This window comes from Brevundimonas sp. (genome assembly GCF_036400995.1).
Taxonomy (GTDB): Bacteria; Pseudomonadota; Alphaproteobacteria; order Caulobacterales; family Caulobacteraceae; genus Brevundimonas.
Window position 1 is genome coordinate 40,318 of the sequence record NZ_DASWWG010000058.1, and the last position, 18,589, is coordinate 58,906.

Sequence of the window (18,589 nt, forward strand, 5' to 3'; positions counted from 1 at the left end):
TAGCAACGGGAATCGAATGTAGGCAACAGGAAATGTCGGACTTTGAAAAACTTCCGCATCGAAACCCCGGACGATCCCCGGATTGCGGGCTTCCGCGACATCCGTGAAAGGGACCTGACCGGCCGTCAGGGGCTGTTTGTCGCCGAGGGCGACGTCGTGTTGCGCGTCCTGACCTCTACACACGCCCTGTGCCGCCCGCGCGTGGTCCTGCTGGCGGAGAACCGGGTGGAGGCTCTGGGCGAGGCCCTGGCCGGCCTGCCGGAGGACGTGCCGGTCTATGTGGCGGGGCAGGGGGTGCTGGACGCCATCGCGGGTTTTCCCCTGCACCGGGGCATCCTGGCGCTGGGGGAGAAGCCCGCGCCGCGATCGCTGGAGGACGTGATCGCCGGGGTCGGCGACGAGGCGCTGGTCGTTCTGGCCTGCGGAATCGGCAATCACGACAATATGGGCGGCATCTTCCGCAACGCCGCGGCCTTCGGGGCCGACGCGGTGCTGCTGGACCAGCGCTGCTGCGATCCCTTCTATCGCAAGGCGATCCGGGTCTCGGTCGGGGCCGTGCTGCGGACGCCCATGGTCACGGGACTGGACGCCGGTCAGGCCGTGGCGGCCCTGCAGGCGGCCGATTTCCGCGTTCTGGCCATGACGCCGTCGGCGGTCACACCGCTGGACCGCTCCCCCGTCGGAGGGCGGGTCGCCATCGTTCTGGGAACCGAGGGGCCGGGCCTGCCCGCCGAGCTGATCGCCCGCTGCGAGCCGGTGGGGATTCGGATGTCGGGCGGCTTTGATTCGCTGAATGTCGCCGTGGCGGGCGCCCTGGCCCTGCATCATTTCGCGCGACAGACGTAATCCGATCACCAAATCGCGATTAACGCTTTGTACACCTTGATGAACCGCCGCGCCTGTGTCGCTGTAGCGCGGTCCGGGGAAGGGGTTGGGCTATGTTCGGCGGGATTCTGGTTTTCGTTCATCGCAACGCGCGCATCGGCGTTGTCGTCGCTGTCGTCGCCGCCGCCGTGGGTGCGGCCGCCTCGATCGGCTGGATTACGGCTCCGATCGCCTGAAACCGCGCTGCGAGGCGTCGGGGACCGCGGCTGCGGAAAGGCCGCCGCGCGTCGCTGCGCGCCGTGTCCGGACCGGCTTTCAGGGAAAATCCCGCGATGGAGGCCTGAGCCGGAATCGAACCGGCGTACACGGATTTGCAGTCCGCTGCGTAACCACTCCGCCATCAGGCCGAGAGCCCTGGAGAAACCAGGCCGTCCATCGCGAGGCGGGTTCGCTATCAGATCGGATTGTCCGCTGCAACGCACAGACCTATAAGCGCGCCAGATTTCAGCAGGATTCTTCCACAATGGATTTCGCCGCAGCACGCAAGGTCATGGTCGACAGCCAGGTTCGGGTGAACGACGTCACCGATCGGGCCCTGCAGGCGGCGCTGCTCGCCGTGCCGCGTGAACGCTTCATCCCGGCCGATCGCGCCTTCTCCGCCTATGTGGAGATCGAGCCCGAAATCGCCGGCGATCGCCGCCTGATGCTGCCGCGTGACCTGTCCAAGCTTCTGATGGCCCTGGCGCCGAAGTCCGGTGAACGGGCCCTGGCCGTCGCCGGCCCCTATGCCGCCGCCGTGCTGGCGCGCATGGGCCTGAACGTCACCGCCCAGGAATCGGACGCCGCCGTCTTCGAGGTGACCGGCGCCGCCCTGGCGGACGACGGCGTCGCCACCGTGGTCCAGCCGCTGTCGACCCCGGCGGGCGAGGGCTATGACCTGATCGTTTCCGAGGCCGCCGTGCCCGGCCGCCCGGAAGCCTGGCTGAAGGCCCTGTCGGTCGGCGGTCGTCTGGCCGTGGTCGAGCGCTCGGGCCCGGGCGGCAAGGCGGTCCTCTATATGCGTGGCGAGCAGGGCATATCGCGCCGGGAATTGTTCGACGCGGCGCCCCCGGTGCTTGCGGAACTGGCCCCGGAGCCCACCTTCGCGCTCTAGGCCCGCGATCCCGACGGAGAGCGGGGCCTTGTGCGTGAAAAAAACTTAACTGGCGCGGGGCGAAACCGTCCCGCATCAGGCCATGGGATACTAGGGCGCGCCCCCCGCGCCAGGCAGGAACAATCATGCTGAAACGCTCGCGTGCGCTTACCTCGGTCGCCGTCATCGCCATGGTCGCCGGTATCGGCGCCCCCGCCTGGGCCGAGACGCTGCAGGAAGCGATCGCCCTGGCTTACCGCACCAATCCGTCGCTGCTGGCCCAGCGCGCCAACCAGCGCGCGCTGGACGAGACGATCGTTCAGGCCCGCGCCGGTCTCCGCCCGACCCTCGATGTGACGCTCAGCGGGACCTACACCCGTACGGATTCGCCCGTCGTCGGCACGCCGCCACTGACCTCGGGCGGGGTTGTGGAGTCGGACAGCGCCTCGGCCACCGTCGGCGTCGGCCAGAACCTGTGGACCGGCGGCCGCGTCGGCCACGCCATCACCGCCGCCGAGGCCGACATCCTGGCCGGTCGCGAGAACCTGCGTGACATCGAACAGAGCGTTCTGGCCCTGGTGATCCAGTCCTACGCCGACGTGATTCGCGACACCGAGATCCTGCGCATCCGCGAGGCCAACCTCAGCGTCCTGCAGCGCCAGCTCGAGGAATCGACCGCCCGTTTCGAGGTCGGCGAAATCACCCGCACCGACGTCGCCCAGTCGGAAGCCCGTCTGGCCCAGTCGGAGGCCGATCTGGCCAACGCCCGCGCCCAGCTGTCGGTCTCCCGCGCCGCCTACGCCGCCGTCGTCGGCCAGGCCCCGGGTGATCTGGCCCCGATGCCGGTCCTGCCGGGCGTCCCGGCCGATTTCGACAGCGCCATGGACGTGGCCCTCGTCGACAATCCGGGCATCCGCGCCGCCGGCTATTCGCTGCAGGCCGCCGAAGCTAACGTCGCCGCCGCCAAGGCCGAGTTCCTGCCGTCGCTGCGCGCCACCGCCAGCTACGGCGGTTCCAGCGAGTTCGACCGTCTGGGCGACCTCGGGGACAACACCCGCCTGACCGCCGGCGCCACCCTGTCGGTGCCGCTGTTCACCGGCGGCCTGAACTCGTCGCGCGTCGCCCAGGCCCTGGAACGCGCCAACGCCGCCCAGATCGCCGTCGAGGGTGAACGCCGCAACGCCCTGCAGTCGGTCAGCTCGGCCTACGCCCAGTCGATCTCGGCCCGCGCCACCCTGCAGGCCGGTCAGGAAGCCGTCCGCGCCGCCACCGTCGCCGCCGAGGGCGTGCGTCAGGAGGCCCAGGTCGGCCTGCGCACCACGCTGGATGTGCTGAACCAGGAGCTGGAGCTGCGCAACGCCGAGGTCACCCTGGCCAGCGCCCAGCGCAACGAGTACGTCGCCCAAGCCAATCTGCTGGCCGCCATGGGCCGCCTGGAAGGGCCGGATCTCGACCCGACCCTCGATCCCTATGACCCGTCGGCCAACTATCAGCGCGTCCGCAACCGCGGCGCCCTGCCGTGGGACGGCGTGCTGGAAACCATCGACCGCGTCGCCGCGCCGCCGATCGTTCCGGCCACGGACGCCGAGGATGCGCCGCTCGACGCGCAGCTGAAGTCGGAGGTTGTGCGGACCGCGCCGCGCGACTGATTTCATGCGCTCGCCCCGTTGGGGAAAAACGCCCGTTGATTCCGACGGGCGTTGATGCGACGACATTTCTGCGGGGAGGGGTCCGCTTCTCCCCGCCTGCAATTCGTTCAGATCGCACGCACACGCGTTCGCCCGGGATTTCGACATGACCGACCAGACCGCCCAGGAACCGACGATGGAGGAGATCCTGGCGTCGATCCGCCGGATCATCTCCGAGGACGACGCGCCGGCCGAGACCGCCGCCGCGCCCGCTCCCGCGCCGGAACCCGCGCCTGCGCCGGCTCCCGAGCCCGAACCGGCCCCCGCGCCGGTCATCGAGGCCGCGCCGATCGCCCCGGCCTTCCCGGTCGAGCCCGAGCCGGTCGAGGAAGACGTCCTCGAACTGACCGAGACCTACGAAGCCCCGGAAAGCATCGGCGATCTGGACGTCACCGCCTCCGAGCCCGAGCCGTTCCCGGCCGAGCCCGTCAGCGAGTCGGTCTTCGCCCCGCCGCCGGAAGTCCACACGCCCGAGCATCCGTCGGTCCCCACCACCAACTACGACTCGCTCGTCGGCGAGAGCGCCGCCGCCAGCGCCGCCTCGGCCTTCGCCGGTCTGGCCGCCAGCTTCCAGAAGCCGGCCGCGGCTCCGGCCGCCTCGGGCCCCGACCTGACCTTCGCCAGCGGCTCGACCGTCGAGGCCATGGTCGCTGAAATGCTGCGCCCGATGCTCAAGGACTGGCTCGACGCCAACCTGCCCGGCATCGTCGAGGCCCAGGTACGCAAGGAAGTGGAACGCATCGCCCGCTCGGCCGGCTAAGCTTCACCTGCGCACCGATCTTCACTAGATCATTCCAGGGCGGCTCCGGCGGGGCCGCCCTTTCGCTTTTCTGCTCAAAGACCACCTCATGCTCGACAAGACTTTCGATCCCAAGGCGGCTGAGCCGCGCCTCTATTCGATGTGGGAGGACAGCGGTCTGTTCGCCCCTCGCGCGGCCGCCGCGACCGACGGCGCCGCTGACGCGTACTCGATCGTCATTCCGCCGCCGAACGTGACGGGGTCGCTGCACATCGGCCACGCGCTGAACAACACCCTGCAGGACATCCTGGCCCGCTATCACCGGATGAAGGGCAAGGCCGTCCTCTGGCTGCCGGGCACGGACCACGCGGGCATCGCCACCCAGATGGTCGTCGAGCGTCAGCTGGCCGCCGCAGGAAACGCCGGGCGGCGCGAGATGGGCCGCGAGGCCTTTGTCGACAAGGTCTGGGAATGGAAGGCCGAGTCCGGCGGGACCATCGTCCGCCAGCTGCGCCGTCTGGGCTCGTCCTGCGACTGGTCGCGCGAGCGCTTCACCCTCGACGAGGGCCTGAACGCCGCCGTCCGCAAGGTCTTCGTCCAGCTGCACAAGGACGGCCTGATCTATCGCGACAAGCGTCTGGTGAACTGGGATCCCCATTTCCAGACCGCCATCTCGGACCTCGAGGTCGAGCAGAAAGAGGTCGACGGCGCCTACTGGCATTTCGCCTATCCGCTGGCGGACGGCGTCACCTACGAACACCCGGTCGCCTTCGATGACGAGGGCAAGCCGACGGAGTTCGAGACCCGCGACTACATCGTCGTCGCCACCACCCGCCCGGAGACCATGCTGGGCGACACCGGCGTCGCCGTTCATCCGTCGGACGAGCGCTACGCCGGTCTGGTCGGCAAGTTCGTGACCCTGCCGATCACCGGCCGCCGCATTCCCATCGTCGCTGACGACTACGCCGATCCGACCAAGGGTTCGGGCGCGGTGAAGATCACCCCGGCGCACGACTTCAACGACTTCGGCGTCGGCAAGCGCGCCGGATTGGCGACGCTGAACGTCATGGATTCGCTGGCGCGCATCACCGCCGCCGACGCCCCCGACGTGCCCCCCGAGTACGAGGGCATGGACCGCTTCGCCGCGCGCAAGGCTATCGTCGCCCGCGCCGAGGAAGAGTGCTGGCTGAAGGAGATCGAGAAGACGAAGCACGCCGTCCCGCACGGCGATCGCTCGGGCGTCGTCATCGAGCCCTGGCTGACGGACCAGTGGTACGTCGACGCCCACACCCTGGCGCAGCCCGCCATCAAGGCGGTGGAGCAGGGCGACACCACCTTCGAACCGGCCAGCTATTCGAAGATCTATTTCGAATGGCTGCGCAACATCGAGCCCTGGTGCATCAGCCGCCAGCTCTGGTGGGGTCACCGCATCCCGGCCTGGTATGACGCCGATGGAAACATCTACGTCGCCGAGACCGAGGAAGAGGCCATCGCCCAAGCCGGCGGCAAGGCCCTGACCCAGGACGAGGACGTCCTCGACACCTGGTTCTCCTCGGCCCTGTGGCCATTCTCGACCATGGGCTGGCCCGAGAAGACCGAGGACCTGCAGCGCTTCTACCCGACCAGCGATCTGGTCACCGCCGCGGATATCATTTTCTTCTGGGTTGCCCGGATGATGATGATGGGACTTCACTTCATGGATGAGGTCCCGTTCAAGCGGGTCATCATCAATGGCCTGGTCCGCGACGAGAAGGGCCAGAAGATGAGCAAGTCGAAGGGGAACGTCATCGACCCCCTCGGCATCATCGACGAGCTGGGCGCCGACCCGCTGCGCTTCACCATGGCCATCCTGTCGGGCACGCGCGACATCAAGTTGTCGAAGCAACGCATTGAAGGCTATCGGAACTTCGGCACCAAGCTGTGGAACGCGGCCCGTTTCAGCCAGATGAACGAGGCGAAGCGCGTCGAGGGCTTCGATCCCGCGACCGTCCAGCAGTCGATCAACCGCTGGATCCGCGGCGAGCTGACCAAGGCCGAGCGTCAGGTCTCGGACGCCATCGAGGGCGGCCGTTTCGACGACGCCGCCTCGGCGCTCTACAAATTCGTCTGGAACGTCTTCTGCGACTGGTACCTGGAGCTGGCCAAGCCGGTCTTCAACGGCGCCGACGCGACCGCCAAGGCCGAGACCCAGGCCATGACCGCCTGGATGCTCGACCACACCCTGAAGCTGATGCACCCCGTCATGCCCTTCATCACCGAAGAGCTGTGGGACAAGCTGGCGGAAGAGGGCGCGCCGCGCGACGAGGCGATGCTGCTGGGCGCCGCCTGGCCGGTCCTGCCGGACGCCTTCATCGACGCCGCCGCGGACGCAGAGATCGGCTGGCTGGTCGATCTGGTCACCGAGGTCCGCCAGCTGCGCGCCGAGATGAATGTGCCGCCGTCGGCCAAGCCGCCGCTGACCTTCGTCTCGCCGTCGGCGGAGAACGCCCGCCTGATCGACCTGCACCGTCCGCTGATCCTGACCCTGGCCCGGGTGTCCGAGGTCTGGGTCGCCGACGCCCTGCCGGCCGGCGCGGTCTCGCTGGTCGTCAACGGCGACACGGCGGCCCTGTCCCTGGCCGACATCATTGACCTGACCGCCGAGAAGGCGCGTCTGGTCAAGGAAATCGGCGTCTTCGACAGCGACATCGGCCACGTGAACAAGAAGCTGGGCAACCCCAACTTCGTCGCCCGCGCCGCGCCGGAAGTCGTCGACGAGCAGCGCGAGAAGCTGGCCGAGGCCGAAGCCGGCAAGGCCCGCCTCGAGGCCGCGCTGAAGCGTCTGGAAGCGCTGTGAGTCTTCCTTCTCCCCTCGAGGGAGAAGGTGGGCGGCGAAGCCGCTCGGATGAGGGGGCTGTTTCGGCTCCCTCATCGCTGGAGGCTTGGGTTGCGTCAGCCAGCCCCCTCATCCGTCTCGCTCCGCGAGCCACCTTCTCCCTCAAGGGGAGAAGGGCGTGACCGCGCGCATCGACCAGCTCCTGGTCTCGCGGGGTCTGTTCGACAGCCGCTCGCGGGCCCAGGCGGCCATCGAGGCCGGGTTGGTCAAGGTGGACGGCCGGGTCGTGTCGAAGGCGTCGGAAAAGGTCGCCGACGACGCGGCCCTCGAAGCCGCAGCCGCCCATCGCTTCGTCGGCCGGGCCGCCCTGACGCTGGATCACGCCCTGACCCTCTGGCCCGTGGCGGTCGAAGGCCGGGTCGTGCTGGACGTCGGCGCCTCCACCGGCGGCTTCACCGAGGTCTGTCTGGAGCGCGGCGCGGCCCATGTCTGGTCCGTTGACGTGGGGCAGGGGCAGCTGCACCCCCGCATCGCCGCCGATCCGCGCGTCAGCAATCTGGAGCAGACCGACGCCCGAGACCTGACGCCGGATCTGATCCCTGACGCGCCCGAGCTGATCGTCTGCGACGCCAGCTTCATCGGCCTGTCGAAAGTCCTGCCGGTCGCCCTGGCGCTGGCCGCGCCCGGCGCCGATCTGGTCACGCTGGTGAAACCGCAGTTCGAGATGGACAACCGCGCCCAGGTCGGACGCGGCGGCGTGGTCAAGGACGCCGAGGCGCGCGAGGCCGTGCTCGCCCGCGTCGCAGACTGGATCGCCTCACGCGGCTGGTCGGTCCAGGCCACCGCCGAAAGCCCGATCACCGGCGGCGACGGCAACGTGGAATATCTCCTTTGGGCCCGGCGGGACTGATAGGGGCGCTAACGCTCGCGACGCGGTCGCTCGCTGCTTGAGCGCAAGCCGGCGCAAAGCGCTCAGGGCGCGTCGGGCCGGGAGGTCCCGAAGGGCCGACGGTCCGCGCCCCTCCAAAAATGAGAAACCGCCGGCGGATTGCTCCACCGGCGGCTCCCGTCACATCGCCGATCGACAGGGGGGCTGAAAAGTAACCGGCGACGCGATCTCGTCAGTAGCCGTTGCAGACTTCCTCGTAGCGGGTCACCAGACGGCCGCTCCAGTCACGGCTGCGGGTCTCGACCGTGCGGCAGCCGTAGCGGTCGCTGCGATAGCCCGAGCGGTCGTCGTAACGGTACCGGTCGTCATAGCGATACCGGTCGTCGTACCGGCTGTCGTAGCCGTAGCCGGACCGATCATCATAACGGCTGTCATAGCCCTGATAGCCGTAGCCGCGGTCGTCATAGCGTTCGCAGTCCCGGGCCGAGTCGTTGCCGACCGCGCCGCCCACGACCGCGCCGAGCACGCCGCCGAGGATCGAGCCCTCGGTCCGGCGACCGCGCGCCGCGACCTGGGAACCGGCCACCGCGCCGATCCCGGCGCCGATGGTCGCACCGGCTGCGCGTCGCTGGCTGCGGTCGCTGCGGCAGTAGTCATAGCTGCTCTGGTAGCGGTCGTCGTAACGGTCGCCGTAATAGCGATCGCCGTAGTTCTGGCCGTAGTAGTCGTACCCGGCGTAGCGGTCGCCCTGGTAGGTGTAGGCCTGGGCGGAGGCGGTCGCGGGGGCCAGCATCAGGCCGGCGGCCGCGACGGCGGCGACGCCACAGGCGGCCTTGCTGGTGATGGAGGCGAGCATCTGCGTCATCCTTGAACGGTTCAAACCCTGAGGACCGAACGATCCGGCCCCGCGTCTGTTGCATCCCTTATGCGGGGGGCTAGCTGAACGGCCTTTGATCGCGCCGTTCATCTTCGTTCATGTTTCGCACCCGGCCGGTTTGGCTCTAGAAGCGCCGGATGACGGAGACACTGACCATCGCGCGCGTGGGCGGGCAGGGCGACGGGATCGCCGAGACCGCCGCCGGCCCCATCTTCGCGCCTCTGACCCTGCCGGGCGAAACCGTGCGCGGCGTGGTCCGCGACGGGCGGCTGGAAGAAGTCGAGATCGTCACGCCCAGCGCGGAGCGCATCGCGCCCGTGTCGCCGCAGTATGGCGATTGCGGCGGCTGTTCGCTGCAACATTGGGCGGCGCAGCCCTATCTGGACTGGAAACGCGAGCAGGTGCGGCTGGCCCTGTCCCGCGAAGGCATCGACGTCCCGGTCGAGCCGACCGTCCCTGTACCCGCCGGGTCGCGCCGCCGCCTGGCGCTGCATGCCCGTCGGGGGGCTGACGGCCGCGCCATCCTCGGCTTCAAGGCGCGCAAGAGCTGGCGTCTGGTCGAGGTCACCAGCTGTCCGGTGGCCGATCCGCGCCTCGTCGCCGCCCTGCCGGCGCTGGCCAAGGTGGCCGAGCCCTTCCTCGAACATCCGAAATCCGCCCCGACCCTGCACGTCACCCTGACGCTGGACGGACTGGATGTGGACGTGACCGGCGTGGAGCGTCGTTCGGGCGGCGGTCTGTCCCGCGACGCCCAGATGCGGGCGATCACCGCCGCGGCCGAGGCCGATCTGGCCCGGCTCAGCCTCGCCGGCGAGACCCTGGTCATGGCCCGCCAGCCGCATGTGCAGTTCGGCCCGGCCACCGTGCCGATCCCGGCCGGCGGCTTCCTGCAGGCCGCGCCGCCCGCCGAACAGGCCATGGTCGAGCGCGCCGTGGCGGCGGTGAGGGGGGCGAAGAAGATCGCCGACCTGTTCTGCGGCGCCGGCACTTTCACCTTCCCTCTGGCCACGGTGGCCCCGGTCATCGCCGCCGACGGCTCCGCGCCGGGCATCGCCGCGCTCAAGGCGGGCTTCCGGACGGCGAAGAAGATCAAGACCATCGAGGCCCAGGCCCGCGACCTGTTCCGCCGCCCCATGGCCCCCTACGACCTGCGCGGTTGCGACGCCATCGTGCTGGACCCCCCGCGCGCCGGGGCGCTGGAGCAGACGCAGCAAGTGGCCCAGACCAAGGCGGCGACCGTCGTCTATGTCTCCTGCAATCCCGTCACCTTCGCCCGCGACGCCCGCGTGCTGCTGGACGCCGGTTTCCGGCTGGAGAGCGTCACTCCTGTCGACCAGTTCCTCTGGTCCGCCCACGTCGAACTGGTCAGCGTCTTCCGGCGCTAGTTCAGGGCCGCCGTCAGGCGCGGCGTGAAGTCCGGCTGGCGTCCGACGTCATTGTGATCGGCCGCGGGGAAGACGATCCGCTCGACCCGGTTGCCTTGCGCCTCCAGCCGGCGGGCGAGGGTGCGGCTGAGTACCGGGGGCAGGGTGTCGTCCTTTCCGGCTTCCAGCACGACCACCTTGCCCGGATAGCCGTTCAGCGCGGCGGGAATGTCTATGGTCTCCAGCGCCGGGGCCAGGGTCACGCGCACCAGGGGGCGCATCAGCCCGACCTGCTGCTCCACCGTCGCCCGCGCGCCCGGGGTGGTGGTTTCCAGCACCAGGGTGTCCGCCCGCGTGCGCACGGCCATCTCGGAGCAGACGATGCCGCCCAGCGAATGGCCCCAGACGATCAGCCGACGCCCCTCGGCGTCCGCCTGCCGTCGCGCCTCATCGGCCACGACCTCGCCGACCGCCCGGAAGTTCGCGAAGGTGTCCAAGCCGGCGGTGTCGCCGTAGCCCGGGTAGTCGAACATCAGCGGGTCGCCGAACGGCGCGAGGATTTCGGCGCGCGATCCGCCGGCGGCCGAGCGCCGGAACATGTTGCCACCGCAGAACAGGACCAGCGGCCGGGTCGCGTCCGGCGACCTGACCCGCGTCGCGCCGATCGGGCCTTCCGCATAGCGCAGGACTAGGGTCTCGGAACCCGCCGGCGGCGGATTGGAAGGCAGTGTGATGTTCTCCCGGGCCAGCCGCGCATCCGGCCAGAAGAAGGCCCGCTCGGGCACATTGACCTTCATGCAGGCGATGAGGGCGAAAGGCAGGGCGAGGGCCGCCGCCACCGACGCTGTCCGCTTGATCGTCCGCCGGATCATCGTCGCTTCCCCCTGTTCGATGCCGGTAGTTCGCAGCGGATCGCGTGTCGTGTCCAGCGTCCTCACGCCGCGTCAAACAGGTCCATCTGCTTGCGCGCCGAGGCCGGAACGCGGAACCGGCTCTCGTCCAGAACGGGCCGGGGGCCGTCGAGCCCATAGCGTTTGATCGCCGCCCGGAACCGGGTTCCGATCAGCTCGGCCACCGGGCCCGTACCCTTCATCCGCTGGGACCAGTCGGGGTCATAGTCCTTGCCGCCGCGCGTCTGGCGGACCAGCGACATGACCCGCGCCGCGCGGTCGGGGCGGGCGTCGGCCAGCCATTCAGCGAAAAGGGTTTTGATCTCCAGCGGCAGGCGCAGGGTCACATACATGGCCGTGGTCGCCCCGGCCTTTGATGCGGCCTCCAGAACGGCCTCCAGTTCATGGTCGTTCAGGCCCGGAATGACCGGGGCGAAGCCGACGCCGACCGGCACGCCCGCATCCGCCAGCCGGGAGATGGCCTCCAGCCGCTTGGCCGGGGTCGAGGCGCGCGGCTCCATCGCCCGCGCCAGCTTGCGGTTCAGGGTGGTGATCGAGACGAAGGCCGAGGCCAGCCCCTCGCGTCCCATGGGGCCGAGGATGTCGACGTCCCGCGCGATCAGCACCGACTTGGTGATGATGCTGAACGGGTGTCTGAATCGCTCCAGAACCTCCAGGATCGACCGCGTCGACTTCAGCTCGCGTTCGACCGGCTGATAGGGGTCGGTGTTGCCGCCTATGTGGAGACGTTTGCAGACGTATCGCGGCTTGCAGAGTTCCTGCTCCAGCAGACCTGCTGCCCCCGGCTTGAAGAAGAGCCGGCTCTCGAAATCCAGGCCCGGGGATAGGCCCATCCAGGCATGGGACGGACGGGCGTAGCAGTAGATGCAGCCATGTTCGCAGCCCTTGTAGGGGTTGATGGACCGGTCGAAACCGACATCCGGACTGGTGTTCCGCGCGATGATCGTCCGGGCCGTCTCGGGCGTCAGGGTGGTGCGCAGCGGCGCCGCCTCCGCGTCCTGATCGGTCCAGCCGTCATCGAAGGCCTCGACGGTTTCGGGTTCATGGCGTCCGGTCGCATTCGACCTTGCACCCCGTCCTTTCGCCGTCTCGACCATGAACAGGACGATACGCCGAAATGAGAACAAAGCAAGAACTATGAGAGCATCAAAAAAACCCGCTCCGGAGAACGGGCCGCCACGCCCTCAAGCCGCAAGCCGCAAGCCGCCGTGCGGCGAGTGACAAGGCAAGAACCTGCCCTCAAGCGGCGTGTGACCGCGTCACACGCGATAGGGCCAGAACAATGGTGCGGATGAGAGGACTCGAACCTCCACGCCTCGCGGCGCTGGAACCTAAATCCAGTGCGTCTACCAGTTCCGCCACATCCGCATAGGTTCGCCGCCGGTCCTAGGGGGCCACGGCGCTTCGGGCAAGAGCCCGGCTCAGGCGATCATCATCCGGACGCCGACGCCGGCCAGCACCGAGAAGATCACCGCCGCGCGACCGGGGCGCAGCACCTGTCCGCGCAGGCCCGATCCGTTGCGGTCGATGAAGCTCAGAAGGGCGATGGTCAGGCCGGCGATCACCGCGGCCCACATCATGCCTTTCAGCACCGCTGTGGCGAAGGGAACCGCGCCGATGGTCAACATGAACACGGCCACCAGACCGCCGCCCATAGCCGACTCCTGCCATTCCGTGTGCATCTGTTTCATCTCCCCAGACAGCCTAGGCGTCCCCGAATCGCGCGCCCTGGTCAAGCTTGCTGAGATGCCCGGAAAAGATAAATTTCTCGTCGATGACAGCGGTGTCTGAAGCGGCGGCTCCAACAAACTGAAAAGGCCCGGGATTGCTCCCGGGCCTCTCGATTTCCGGTTCTGATCCGTGGATCAGGTCGTCGCCGGCGGCGGCGGGATGTCGCTGTCCTGCTCGTGGACTTCGACGTGACCCTTGCCCAGGTGGCTCTTGCGGATGCCGTAGGCGAAGTAGATCACCAGGCCGATGGCGCCCCAGATCGGCAGCACCATCTTGGCGTCGTGCGGCAGGTTCCAGAACAGGAACGCACAGCCCGCCGCCGAGAGCGGCGCGATGATGTAGACCAGCGGCATCCTGAACGGACGGGCGCGGTTGGGGTCGGTGCGACGCAGGATGATCACGGCGATCGACACCATGAAGAAGGCGAACAGCGTGCCCGAGTTCGAGATGTCGGCCAGCTGGCCGACCGGGAACAGGGCGGCGCCGATGGCCACGGCCAGACCGGTGAAGATGGTCACGACGTACGGCGTCTTGAACCGCTTGTGCATCTTGGTCAGGCCTTCCGGCAGCAGACCGTCACGCGCCATCACGAAGAAGATGCGGGTCTGGCCGTAGATCATCATCAGGATGACCGAGGGCAGGGCCAGCATGGCGGCGACGCCCAGGGCGTTGCCGACCTGCTCGTGACCGACGACGCGCAGCACGTGGGCCAGGGCCTCGTTCGAGCAGACCAGACGTTCCTTGTTCTCGATCAGGGCGCAGGCCGCGGTGAAGGCGGGCGAGCCCGGCTGGACGGCCGAGCCGTCGGCGCCGAGAACCGGCTGGGCGCCGATGGCGCCCGCGGCGCCCAGGGCGACCAGCAGGTAGAAGACCGTACAGAAGGCCAGCGAGCCGATCAGGCCGATCGGCACGTTCTTCTGCGGGTTCTTGGTCTCTTCGGCGGCGGTCGAGACCGCGTCGAAGCCGACGTAGGCGAAGAAGATCGAGGCCGCGGCGCCGACGATGCCCATGCCCGAGTAGGCGCCGAACAGGCCGTTGGGCGCGAAGGGCGACAGGTTGGCGGTCTTGATGACCGGCAGGGTCAGGACGATGAAGACGGTCAGGGCGGTGACCTTGACCAGCACCAGGATGGCGTTGACGCGGGCCGATTCCGTGGTGCCGAGGACCAGCAGGCCGGTCACGGCCAGGGCCACGATGATCGCCGGAACGTTCACGATGCCGGCCGAGAAGTCCGGCGTCGGGATCAGGCCGTTCATGGTCCAGGTCGGGCCGGCGGCGAGAAGGTCAGGGAAGTCGAAATGGAGCCCCTGCTCGATGAGCCCGAGCACATAGCCCGACCAGCCCACCGACACGGCCGATGCGGCGACCGCGTATTCCAGGATCAGCGCCCAGCCGACGCACCACGCCAGCAGTTCGCCCATCACGGCGTAGGTATAGGTGTAGGCCGAGCCCGAAACCGGGGCCATGGCCGCCAGTTCGGAGTAGCAGAGCGCAGCGACGGCGCAGACGGCGCCGGCGATCACGAAGCTGAGCATCATGCCCGGGCCGGCCTTTTGCGAGGCGGCGGCGGTCAGGACGAAGATCCCGGTCCCGATGATGGCCCCGATCCCGAGAAGCGTGAGTTGGACCGGACCCAGCGACCGATGAAGAGACTTCTTCTCGGCCGTGGCCAGAATCGCGTCGAGCGATTTAACGCGCCACATAAATTACCCCTCCGACATTTTATGGAGGCAGCCCTCTCGCTGCCGTATTCCAAACAGCCCTCTCGCTGCTTTGGGCGGACGCTAGCGGGGTGAAGGACCGGTGGCAACGCGGTTTCCGAAGCGTGAACCTGCCACGACGCTTTCGTGAACCCGTCCGTTGCCGCTAGACCGCAATTCCGGTGCGACCATTGCGCGTCCGGCCATTACATCCGCAAAGTCCATGCTTCCGATCCATTCCGTCCTTCCAGCCCTGATGTCCGCGCTCGCCGCGGGCAATGTGGCCGTGCTCGCCGCGCCGCCCGGGGCGGGCAAGACGACGGTCGTGCCGCTGGCCCTGCTGGACCAGTCATGGTTGGGCGACGGACGGGTTCTGGTGCTGGAGCCGCGACGCCTCGCCGCACGCGCCGCCGCTGACCGGATGGCGTCCTCGCTGGGCGAACAGGCGGGCGAAACCGTCGGCTATCGCACCCGGCTGCAGTCGCGGATCGGGCCGAAGACCCGGATCGAGGTGATCACCGAAGGCGTGTTCACCCGCATGATTCTGGATGACCCGGCGCTGGACGGCGTCGGCGCGGTCCTGTTCGACGAATTCCATGAGCGCAGCCTGGACGCCGACCTCGGTCTGGCCTTGGCGCGGGAGGCGCAAGGGTTGCTGCGCGACGACCTGCGCCTGCTGGTCATGTCGGCGACGCTGGATATCGCGGGCGTGTCGAGACTTCTCGAGGGCGCGCCGGTCATCGAGGCCGAGGGCCGGATGTATCCGGTCGAGACCCGCTATGCGGGCCGCAATCCCGCCGAGCGGTTCGAGGACGCCGTCGCCCGCGCCGCGCGACAGGCGCTAGCCGACGAGAGCGGCTCCATCCTCGTCTTCCTTCCGGGGCAGGGGGAGATCCATCGCACCGCCCGCGCGCTGGGCGACCGGCTGCCGGCCAATGTGGACGTGGTCCAGTTGTACGGCGGCCTGGACAAGACCGAGCAGGATCGCGCCATCGAACCGGCGGCGCCGGGGCGCCGCAAGATCGTTCTGGCCACCTCGGTCGCGGAGACCAGCCTGACCATCGAGGGCGTCCGGGTCGTCATCGACGGCGGCCTGTCGCGCGTGCCCCGGTTCGAGCCGTCCAGCGGCCTGACCCGGCTGGCGACGGTCAAGGTCAGCCGCTCCTCGGCCGAACAACGCCGGGGCCGCGCGGGGCGGGTTGAGCCCGGCGTCTGCTACCGCCTGTGGGACGAGGAACAGACCCGCGGTCTTGTCGCCCACCAGCGTCCGGAAATCCTCGAGGCCGACCTGACCGCCTTCGCGCTGGATCTGGCCCGCTGGGGCGCCCGTTCGCCGGACGGACTGGCCCTGCTGGACCCGCCGCCCGCCGGAGCCTTCGCCGAAGCGCGCAAGGTGCTGGCGCGACTGGACGCGCTGGACGCCGACGGCGCCCTGACCGACCACGGCCGCCGCCTGACCCGCATTCCGCTGTCGCCGCGTCTGGCCCACATGGTCGCCGTGGCCAGCGATGAGGGCGACGCCCGGCTGGGCGCGGATATCGCCGCCGTTCTCAGCGAACCCGGGCTGGGCGGAAACGCTGTCGATCTGGCCGAACGCCTGCGCGGCTTCGAGCGCGACCGCTCGCCCCGCGCCCGCGACGCCGCGAAACTGGCCGAGCGCTGGGCGAAGGCGGCCGGGGGCGGGAAGGGCGGCCATCCCGACGCCGGGGCCCTGCTGGCCGAGGCCTTCCCCGAGCGGGTGGCGAAGGCGAGGGGCAAGCCGGGCGAGTTCCTGCTGGCCTCCGGACGCGGCGCCTTTCTCGAACCGTCCGACGTCATGGCGCGCGAGCCGTGGCTGGCGGTGGCGGAACTGGGCGGCGGCGACGCCCGCGACCGCATCCGTCTGGCCGCGCCCGTCGAACTGTCGTCGCTCGAACATCGGCTTCAGGTCGAGGATCGGCTCAACCGCGAACCCTCGGGCCGGATGGTGCTGAAGCGCATCCGCCGGATTGGCTCTGTCGTGGTCGACGAGAAGATCATGGGCGCCCCGGACCGCAAGGCGATCACCGCCGCCCTGAAGGCCGAGGCCGAGGCCGACGGGCTCAAGGCTATCCGCTGGGGCGAGCGCGCCTCTGCCCTGCGCGCGCGTCTGGCCTTCCTGTCGGCGCTCGAGGACGGCTGGCCCGACATGACCGACGAGGGCCTGCTGGCCGAACGCGAGACCTGGCTGTGGCCGCTGCTGGAGAATGTGCAGTCGCTGGAGGCCATCGCGGACGGCCCGCTGACCGACGGGCTGCGCGCGCTGATCCCGTGGGACCGTCAGCGGGCGCTGAACGATCTGGCGCCCGAGCGGCTGGAGACCCCGCTGGGCTCCGCGGCCATCGACTATGCCGCCGAGGGCGGGCCACGCGTCGACATCCGGGTGCAGGAACTCTTCGGCGTGAAGACCCATCCGACGGTCGGCCGGGGCACGCCGCTGACGCTGGCCCTGCTGTCGCCCGCGCGCCGCCCGATCCAGATGACCAAGGACCTGCCGGGCTTCTGGGCGGGGTCATGGAAGGACGTTCGCGCCGACATGCGCGGCCGCTATCCGCGTCACCCCTGGCCGGAAGACCCGTCGGTCGCCGAGGCCACCAACCGGGCCAAGCCGCGCGGGACCTGACGGGTCAGCGGCCGGTCTGGTCGGCGCCCACCTGCGCGAGGAAGTTGGCGCAGGGCGGGCTCGGCTGCGCGCGAACGGCGCAGGCGACCTTGATCACCCGTTCGGCCATTTCCATGCCCTCGCGCCGGGTGTCCCGGTCGATCATGGCCATGACCTCCGTCATGGCGGCCCGCCATTCAGGGGTGTTGGTATCGGCTTCCGCGGTCAGCTGATCCAGCGGAACGTGGCGCGCCATGATGGTCACGAAGCGCTCGCCGTAGATCGAGACCGCCCGGTCCACCTCGATATCGTAGGCGTTCAGCAGCGCCGCCACCTCGTCGGCCGCCATGCCGTCGATCGGCAGGGTGTCACGGGTCTGCTTCAGGGCCAGCCGCATGCCGGCCTCGAACTGCGGGGCCAGGGCCGCGCGGGCCTGCGCCTCGCGCTGGGCCAGCTCACCGGCGGTCTGGGCTTGAGTCGCCATCGGCATGCAGAGAAGCGAGACGCTCGCGGCGACGGCGGTGATGAAACGGATCATGGCTCTCCCCCTGGACGGCCTCCATCTATCCGCGTGAACGCGGCCGAGGTCCAGCACCGCGGGTTCACCCCCTCAGCCCGCCCCGTTCAGCAGCCGACCGTAGCTGTCGGTCAGGCTGGAATAGGTCGGCACGAACATCACCGTCGCCGCGCCGCCGCCCGTCGCCACCGGCGCCTTGATCTCGAAATGCAGGTGGATGGTGGTGGCGTTACCGCCGAAGTCCGCCGACACCTTGCCGATATGCTGCCCGCGCGTGACGTTGCGCGAGGCGTCGGTCGGGAACAGGGCGTGCACCCCCGGCATGTCCATATGCAGGTAGCGGTAGATGCGACCGGAATCGCCCAGCAGGGTGACGGTGTAGCTGCCGATCGAGGTAATCCGCCCGCTTTCGGCCGCGACCACCCAGTGCACCTTCTTCTCGCAGGTGGCCGGGCGGATGTCCTGCCCCTGATGCCCCTTGCCCGCCGGGCACATGCCGTTGCTCCAGCTGCGCGTCTCGCAGAAATTGTCGCGCCAGGGATAGCTGTAGTTGCGGGCGTCGCACTGGCCGCCCGGGCCGGGCGCGGCGAAGCCGCCGTAACCATAGACCTGCGAGTTGGCGTAGGCCGGGCCGCTCTCCATCGGGAAGCGCATGCCGACGGCCCAGATCGTCGGATCGGTCGCACCGCTGCCGGAGCCGGGCGTCAGGGCGCCGCCGGCCTCATGCGGCCAGTCGACCGGCGCGGGCGTCGGTGGCGCGGGGTCCGGCGCGCGCGGTTCG

The 18,589-nt window shown here is 69.3% G+C and carries 16 protein-coding genes and 2 tRNA genes; 9 read left to right on the top strand and 9 right to left on the bottom strand.

All coding sequences use genetic code 11. The features are described 5' to 3' along the window. Positions 1 to 42: 42 nt before the first annotated feature. Positions 43 to 846 carry an RNA methyltransferase gene (locus tag VGE03_RS08400; protein ID WP_331046031.1) on the top strand — a complete coding sequence of 268 codons (804 nt, stop codon included), beginning with the start codon at positions 43 to 45 and terminating at the stop codon, positions 844 to 846. A 92-nt stretch (positions 847 to 938) separates the two neighbouring features. Further along, positions 939 to 1,061, top strand: coding sequence for a hypothetical protein (locus VGE03_RS08405; RefSeq protein ID WP_331046032.1), 123 nt, complete (start codon positions 939 to 941; stop codon positions 1,059 to 1,061). A gap of 97 nt (positions 1,062 to 1,158) precedes the next feature. Here the strand turns inward: VGE03_RS08405 and VGE03_RS08410 are convergent. Beyond that, positions 1,159 to 1,232: transfer RNA gene (locus VGE03_RS08410), tRNA-Cys, on the bottom strand. Between the two features lie 116 nt (positions 1,233 to 1,348). Between VGE03_RS08410 and VGE03_RS08415 the strand changes: the two genes are divergently transcribed. The 5 genes from VGE03_RS08415 to VGE03_RS08435 all read left to right on the top strand — a co-directional run bounded on the left by VGE03_RS08415 (position 1,349) and on the right by VGE03_RS08435 (position 8,109). Next, a complete protein-coding gene (locus tag VGE03_RS08415) occupies positions 1,349 to 1,978 on the top strand; it encodes a protein-L-isoaspartate O-methyltransferase (protein ID WP_331046033.1) in 630 nt (209 codons plus the stop codon). Between the two features lie 125 nt (positions 1,979 to 2,103). Beyond that, positions 2,104 to 3,606, top strand: a complete 1,503-nt coding sequence (locus VGE03_RS08420) for a TolC family outer membrane protein (protein WP_331046034.1) — start codon at positions 2,104 to 2,106, stop codon at positions 3,604 to 3,606. A 145-nt stretch (positions 3,607 to 3,751) separates the two neighbouring features. Beyond that, positions 3,752 to 4,405 carry a DUF2497 domain-containing protein gene (locus VGE03_RS08425; RefSeq protein ID WP_331046035.1) on the top strand — a complete coding sequence of 218 codons (654 nt, stop codon included), beginning with the start codon at positions 3,752 to 3,754 and terminating at the stop codon, positions 4,403 to 4,405. An 88-nt stretch (positions 4,406 to 4,493) separates the two neighbouring features. After that, a complete protein-coding gene (locus tag VGE03_RS08430; RefSeq protein ID WP_331046036.1) occupies positions 4,494 to 7,220 on the top strand; it encodes a valine--tRNA ligase in 2,727 nt (908 codons plus the stop codon). Positions 7,221 to 7,377: 157 nt separating this feature from the next. Continuing rightward, positions 7,378 to 8,109 (top strand): TlyA family RNA methyltransferase, encoded by a 732-nt coding sequence (locus VGE03_RS08435; protein ID WP_331046037.1) that lies wholly within the window; start codon positions 7,378 to 7,380, stop codon positions 8,107 to 8,109. A gap of 211 nt (positions 8,110 to 8,320) precedes the next feature. On the opposite strand, the gene VGE03_RS08440 is transcribed toward VGE03_RS08435, so the two are convergent. Further along, positions 8,321 to 8,944 (bottom strand): glycine zipper 2TM domain-containing protein, encoded by a 624-nt coding sequence (locus VGE03_RS08440; RefSeq protein ID WP_331046038.1) that lies wholly within the window; start codon positions 8,942 to 8,944, stop codon positions 8,321 to 8,323. A 158-nt stretch (positions 8,945 to 9,102) separates the two neighbouring features. On the opposite strand from VGE03_RS08440, the gene VGE03_RS08445 reads away from it, so the two are divergent. Further along, positions 9,103 to 10,350 (top strand): class I SAM-dependent RNA methyltransferase, encoded by a 1,248-nt coding sequence (locus VGE03_RS08445; RefSeq protein ID WP_331046039.1) that lies wholly within the window; start codon positions 9,103 to 9,105, stop codon positions 10,348 to 10,350. Here VGE03_RS08445 and VGE03_RS08450 read toward each other — a convergent pair. The 5 genes from VGE03_RS08450 to VGE03_RS08470 form a co-directional block, all read right to left on the bottom strand. Continuing rightward, a complete protein-coding gene (locus tag VGE03_RS08450; protein WP_331046040.1) occupies positions 10,347 to 11,201 on the bottom strand; it encodes an alpha/beta hydrolase family protein in 855 nt (284 codons plus the stop codon). The two genes, VGE03_RS08445 and VGE03_RS08450, sit on opposite strands and share 4 nt — an antisense overlap. Before the next feature lie 62 nt (positions 11,202 to 11,263). Beyond that, on the bottom strand, positions 11,264 to 12,337 hold the full coding sequence (locus tag VGE03_RS08455; RefSeq protein ID WP_331046046.1) for a PA0069 family radical SAM protein: 1,074 nt from the start codon (positions 12,335 to 12,337) through the stop codon (positions 11,264 to 11,266). A gap of 186 nt (positions 12,338 to 12,523) precedes the next feature. Next, a tRNA-Leu gene (locus tag VGE03_RS08460) sits at positions 12,524 to 12,608 on the bottom strand. A gap of 53 nt (positions 12,609 to 12,661) precedes the next feature. Continuing rightward, the gene (locus VGE03_RS08465) at positions 12,662 to 12,922 is read right to left on the bottom strand and encodes a hypothetical protein (protein ID WP_331046041.1); all 261 of its coding nucleotides are present in this window, start codon (positions 12,920 to 12,922) and stop codon (positions 12,662 to 12,664) included. Between the two features lie 183 nt (positions 12,923 to 13,105). Further along, positions 13,106 to 14,674: an amino acid permease gene (locus VGE03_RS08470; protein WP_331046042.1), complete on the bottom strand. Its 1,569-nt coding sequence runs from the start codon at positions 14,672 to 14,674 to the stop codon at positions 13,106 to 13,108. A gap of 220 nt (positions 14,675 to 14,894) precedes the next feature. Between VGE03_RS08470 and hrpB the strand changes: the two genes are divergently transcribed. Further along, on the top strand, positions 14,895 to 17,312 hold the full coding sequence (hrpB, locus tag VGE03_RS08475) for an ATP-dependent helicase HrpB (RefSeq protein ID WP_331046043.1): 2,418 nt from the start codon (positions 14,895 to 14,897) through the stop codon (positions 17,310 to 17,312). A 4-nt stretch (positions 17,313 to 17,316) separates the two neighbouring features. On the opposite strand, the gene VGE03_RS08480 is transcribed toward hrpB, so the two are convergent. Beyond that, positions 17,317 to 17,829, bottom strand: coding sequence for a hypothetical protein (locus VGE03_RS08480; RefSeq protein WP_331046044.1), 513 nt, complete (start codon positions 17,827 to 17,829; stop codon positions 17,317 to 17,319). A gap of 72 nt (positions 17,830 to 17,901) precedes the next feature. Beyond that, positions 17,902 to 18,589: M23 family metallopeptidase (locus VGE03_RS08485; RefSeq protein ID WP_331046045.1), on the bottom strand; the 688-nt coding region annotated here is incomplete at its 5' end.

Coding starts and splice junctions, on each gene's coding strand:
- VGE03_RS08440 (WP_331046038.1), bottom strand. CDS start 8,944: ATGCTCGCCTCCATCACCAGCAAGGCCGCCTGTGGCGTCGCCGCCGTC.
- VGE03_RS08470 (WP_331046042.1), bottom strand. CDS start 14,674: ATGTGGCGCGTTAAATCGCTCGACGCGATTCTGGCCACGGCCGAGAAG.
- VGE03_RS08415 (WP_331046033.1), top strand. CDS start 1,349: ATGGATTTCGCCGCAGCACGCAAGGTCATGGTCGACAGCCAGGTTCGG.
- VGE03_RS08480 (WP_331046044.1), bottom strand. CDS start 17,829: ATGATCCGTTTCATCACCGCCGTCGCCGCGAGCGTCTCGCTTCTCTGC.
- VGE03_RS08450 (WP_331046040.1), bottom strand. CDS start 11,201: ATGATCCGGCGGACGATCAAGCGGACAGCGTCGGTGGCGGCGGCCCTC.
- VGE03_RS08455 (WP_331046046.1), bottom strand. CDS start 12,337: ATGGTCGAGACGGCGAAAGGACGGGGTGCAAGGTCGAATGCGACCGGA.
- VGE03_RS08420 (WP_331046034.1), top strand. CDS start 2,104: ATGCTGAAACGCTCGCGTGCGCTTACCTCGGTCGCCGTCATCGCCATG.
- VGE03_RS08425 (WP_331046035.1), top strand. CDS start 3,752: ATGACCGACCAGACCGCCCAGGAACCGACGATGGAGGAGATCCTGGCG.
- VGE03_RS08405 (WP_331046032.1), top strand. CDS start 939: ATGTTCGGCGGGATTCTGGTTTTCGTTCATCGCAACGCGCGCATCGGC.
- VGE03_RS08465 (WP_331046041.1), bottom strand. CDS start 12,922: ATGCACACGGAATGGCAGGAGTCGGCTATGGGCGGCGGTCTGGTGGCC.
- VGE03_RS08430 (WP_331046036.1), top strand. CDS start 4,494: ATGCTCGACAAGACTTTCGATCCCAAGGCGGCTGAGCCGCGCCTCTAT.
- hrpB (WP_331046043.1), top strand. CDS start 14,895: ATGCTTCCGATCCATTCCGTCCTTCCAGCCCTGATGTCCGCGCTCGCC.
- VGE03_RS08445 (WP_331046039.1), top strand. CDS start 9,103: ATGACGGAGACACTGACCATCGCGCGCGTGGGCGGGCAGGGCGACGGG.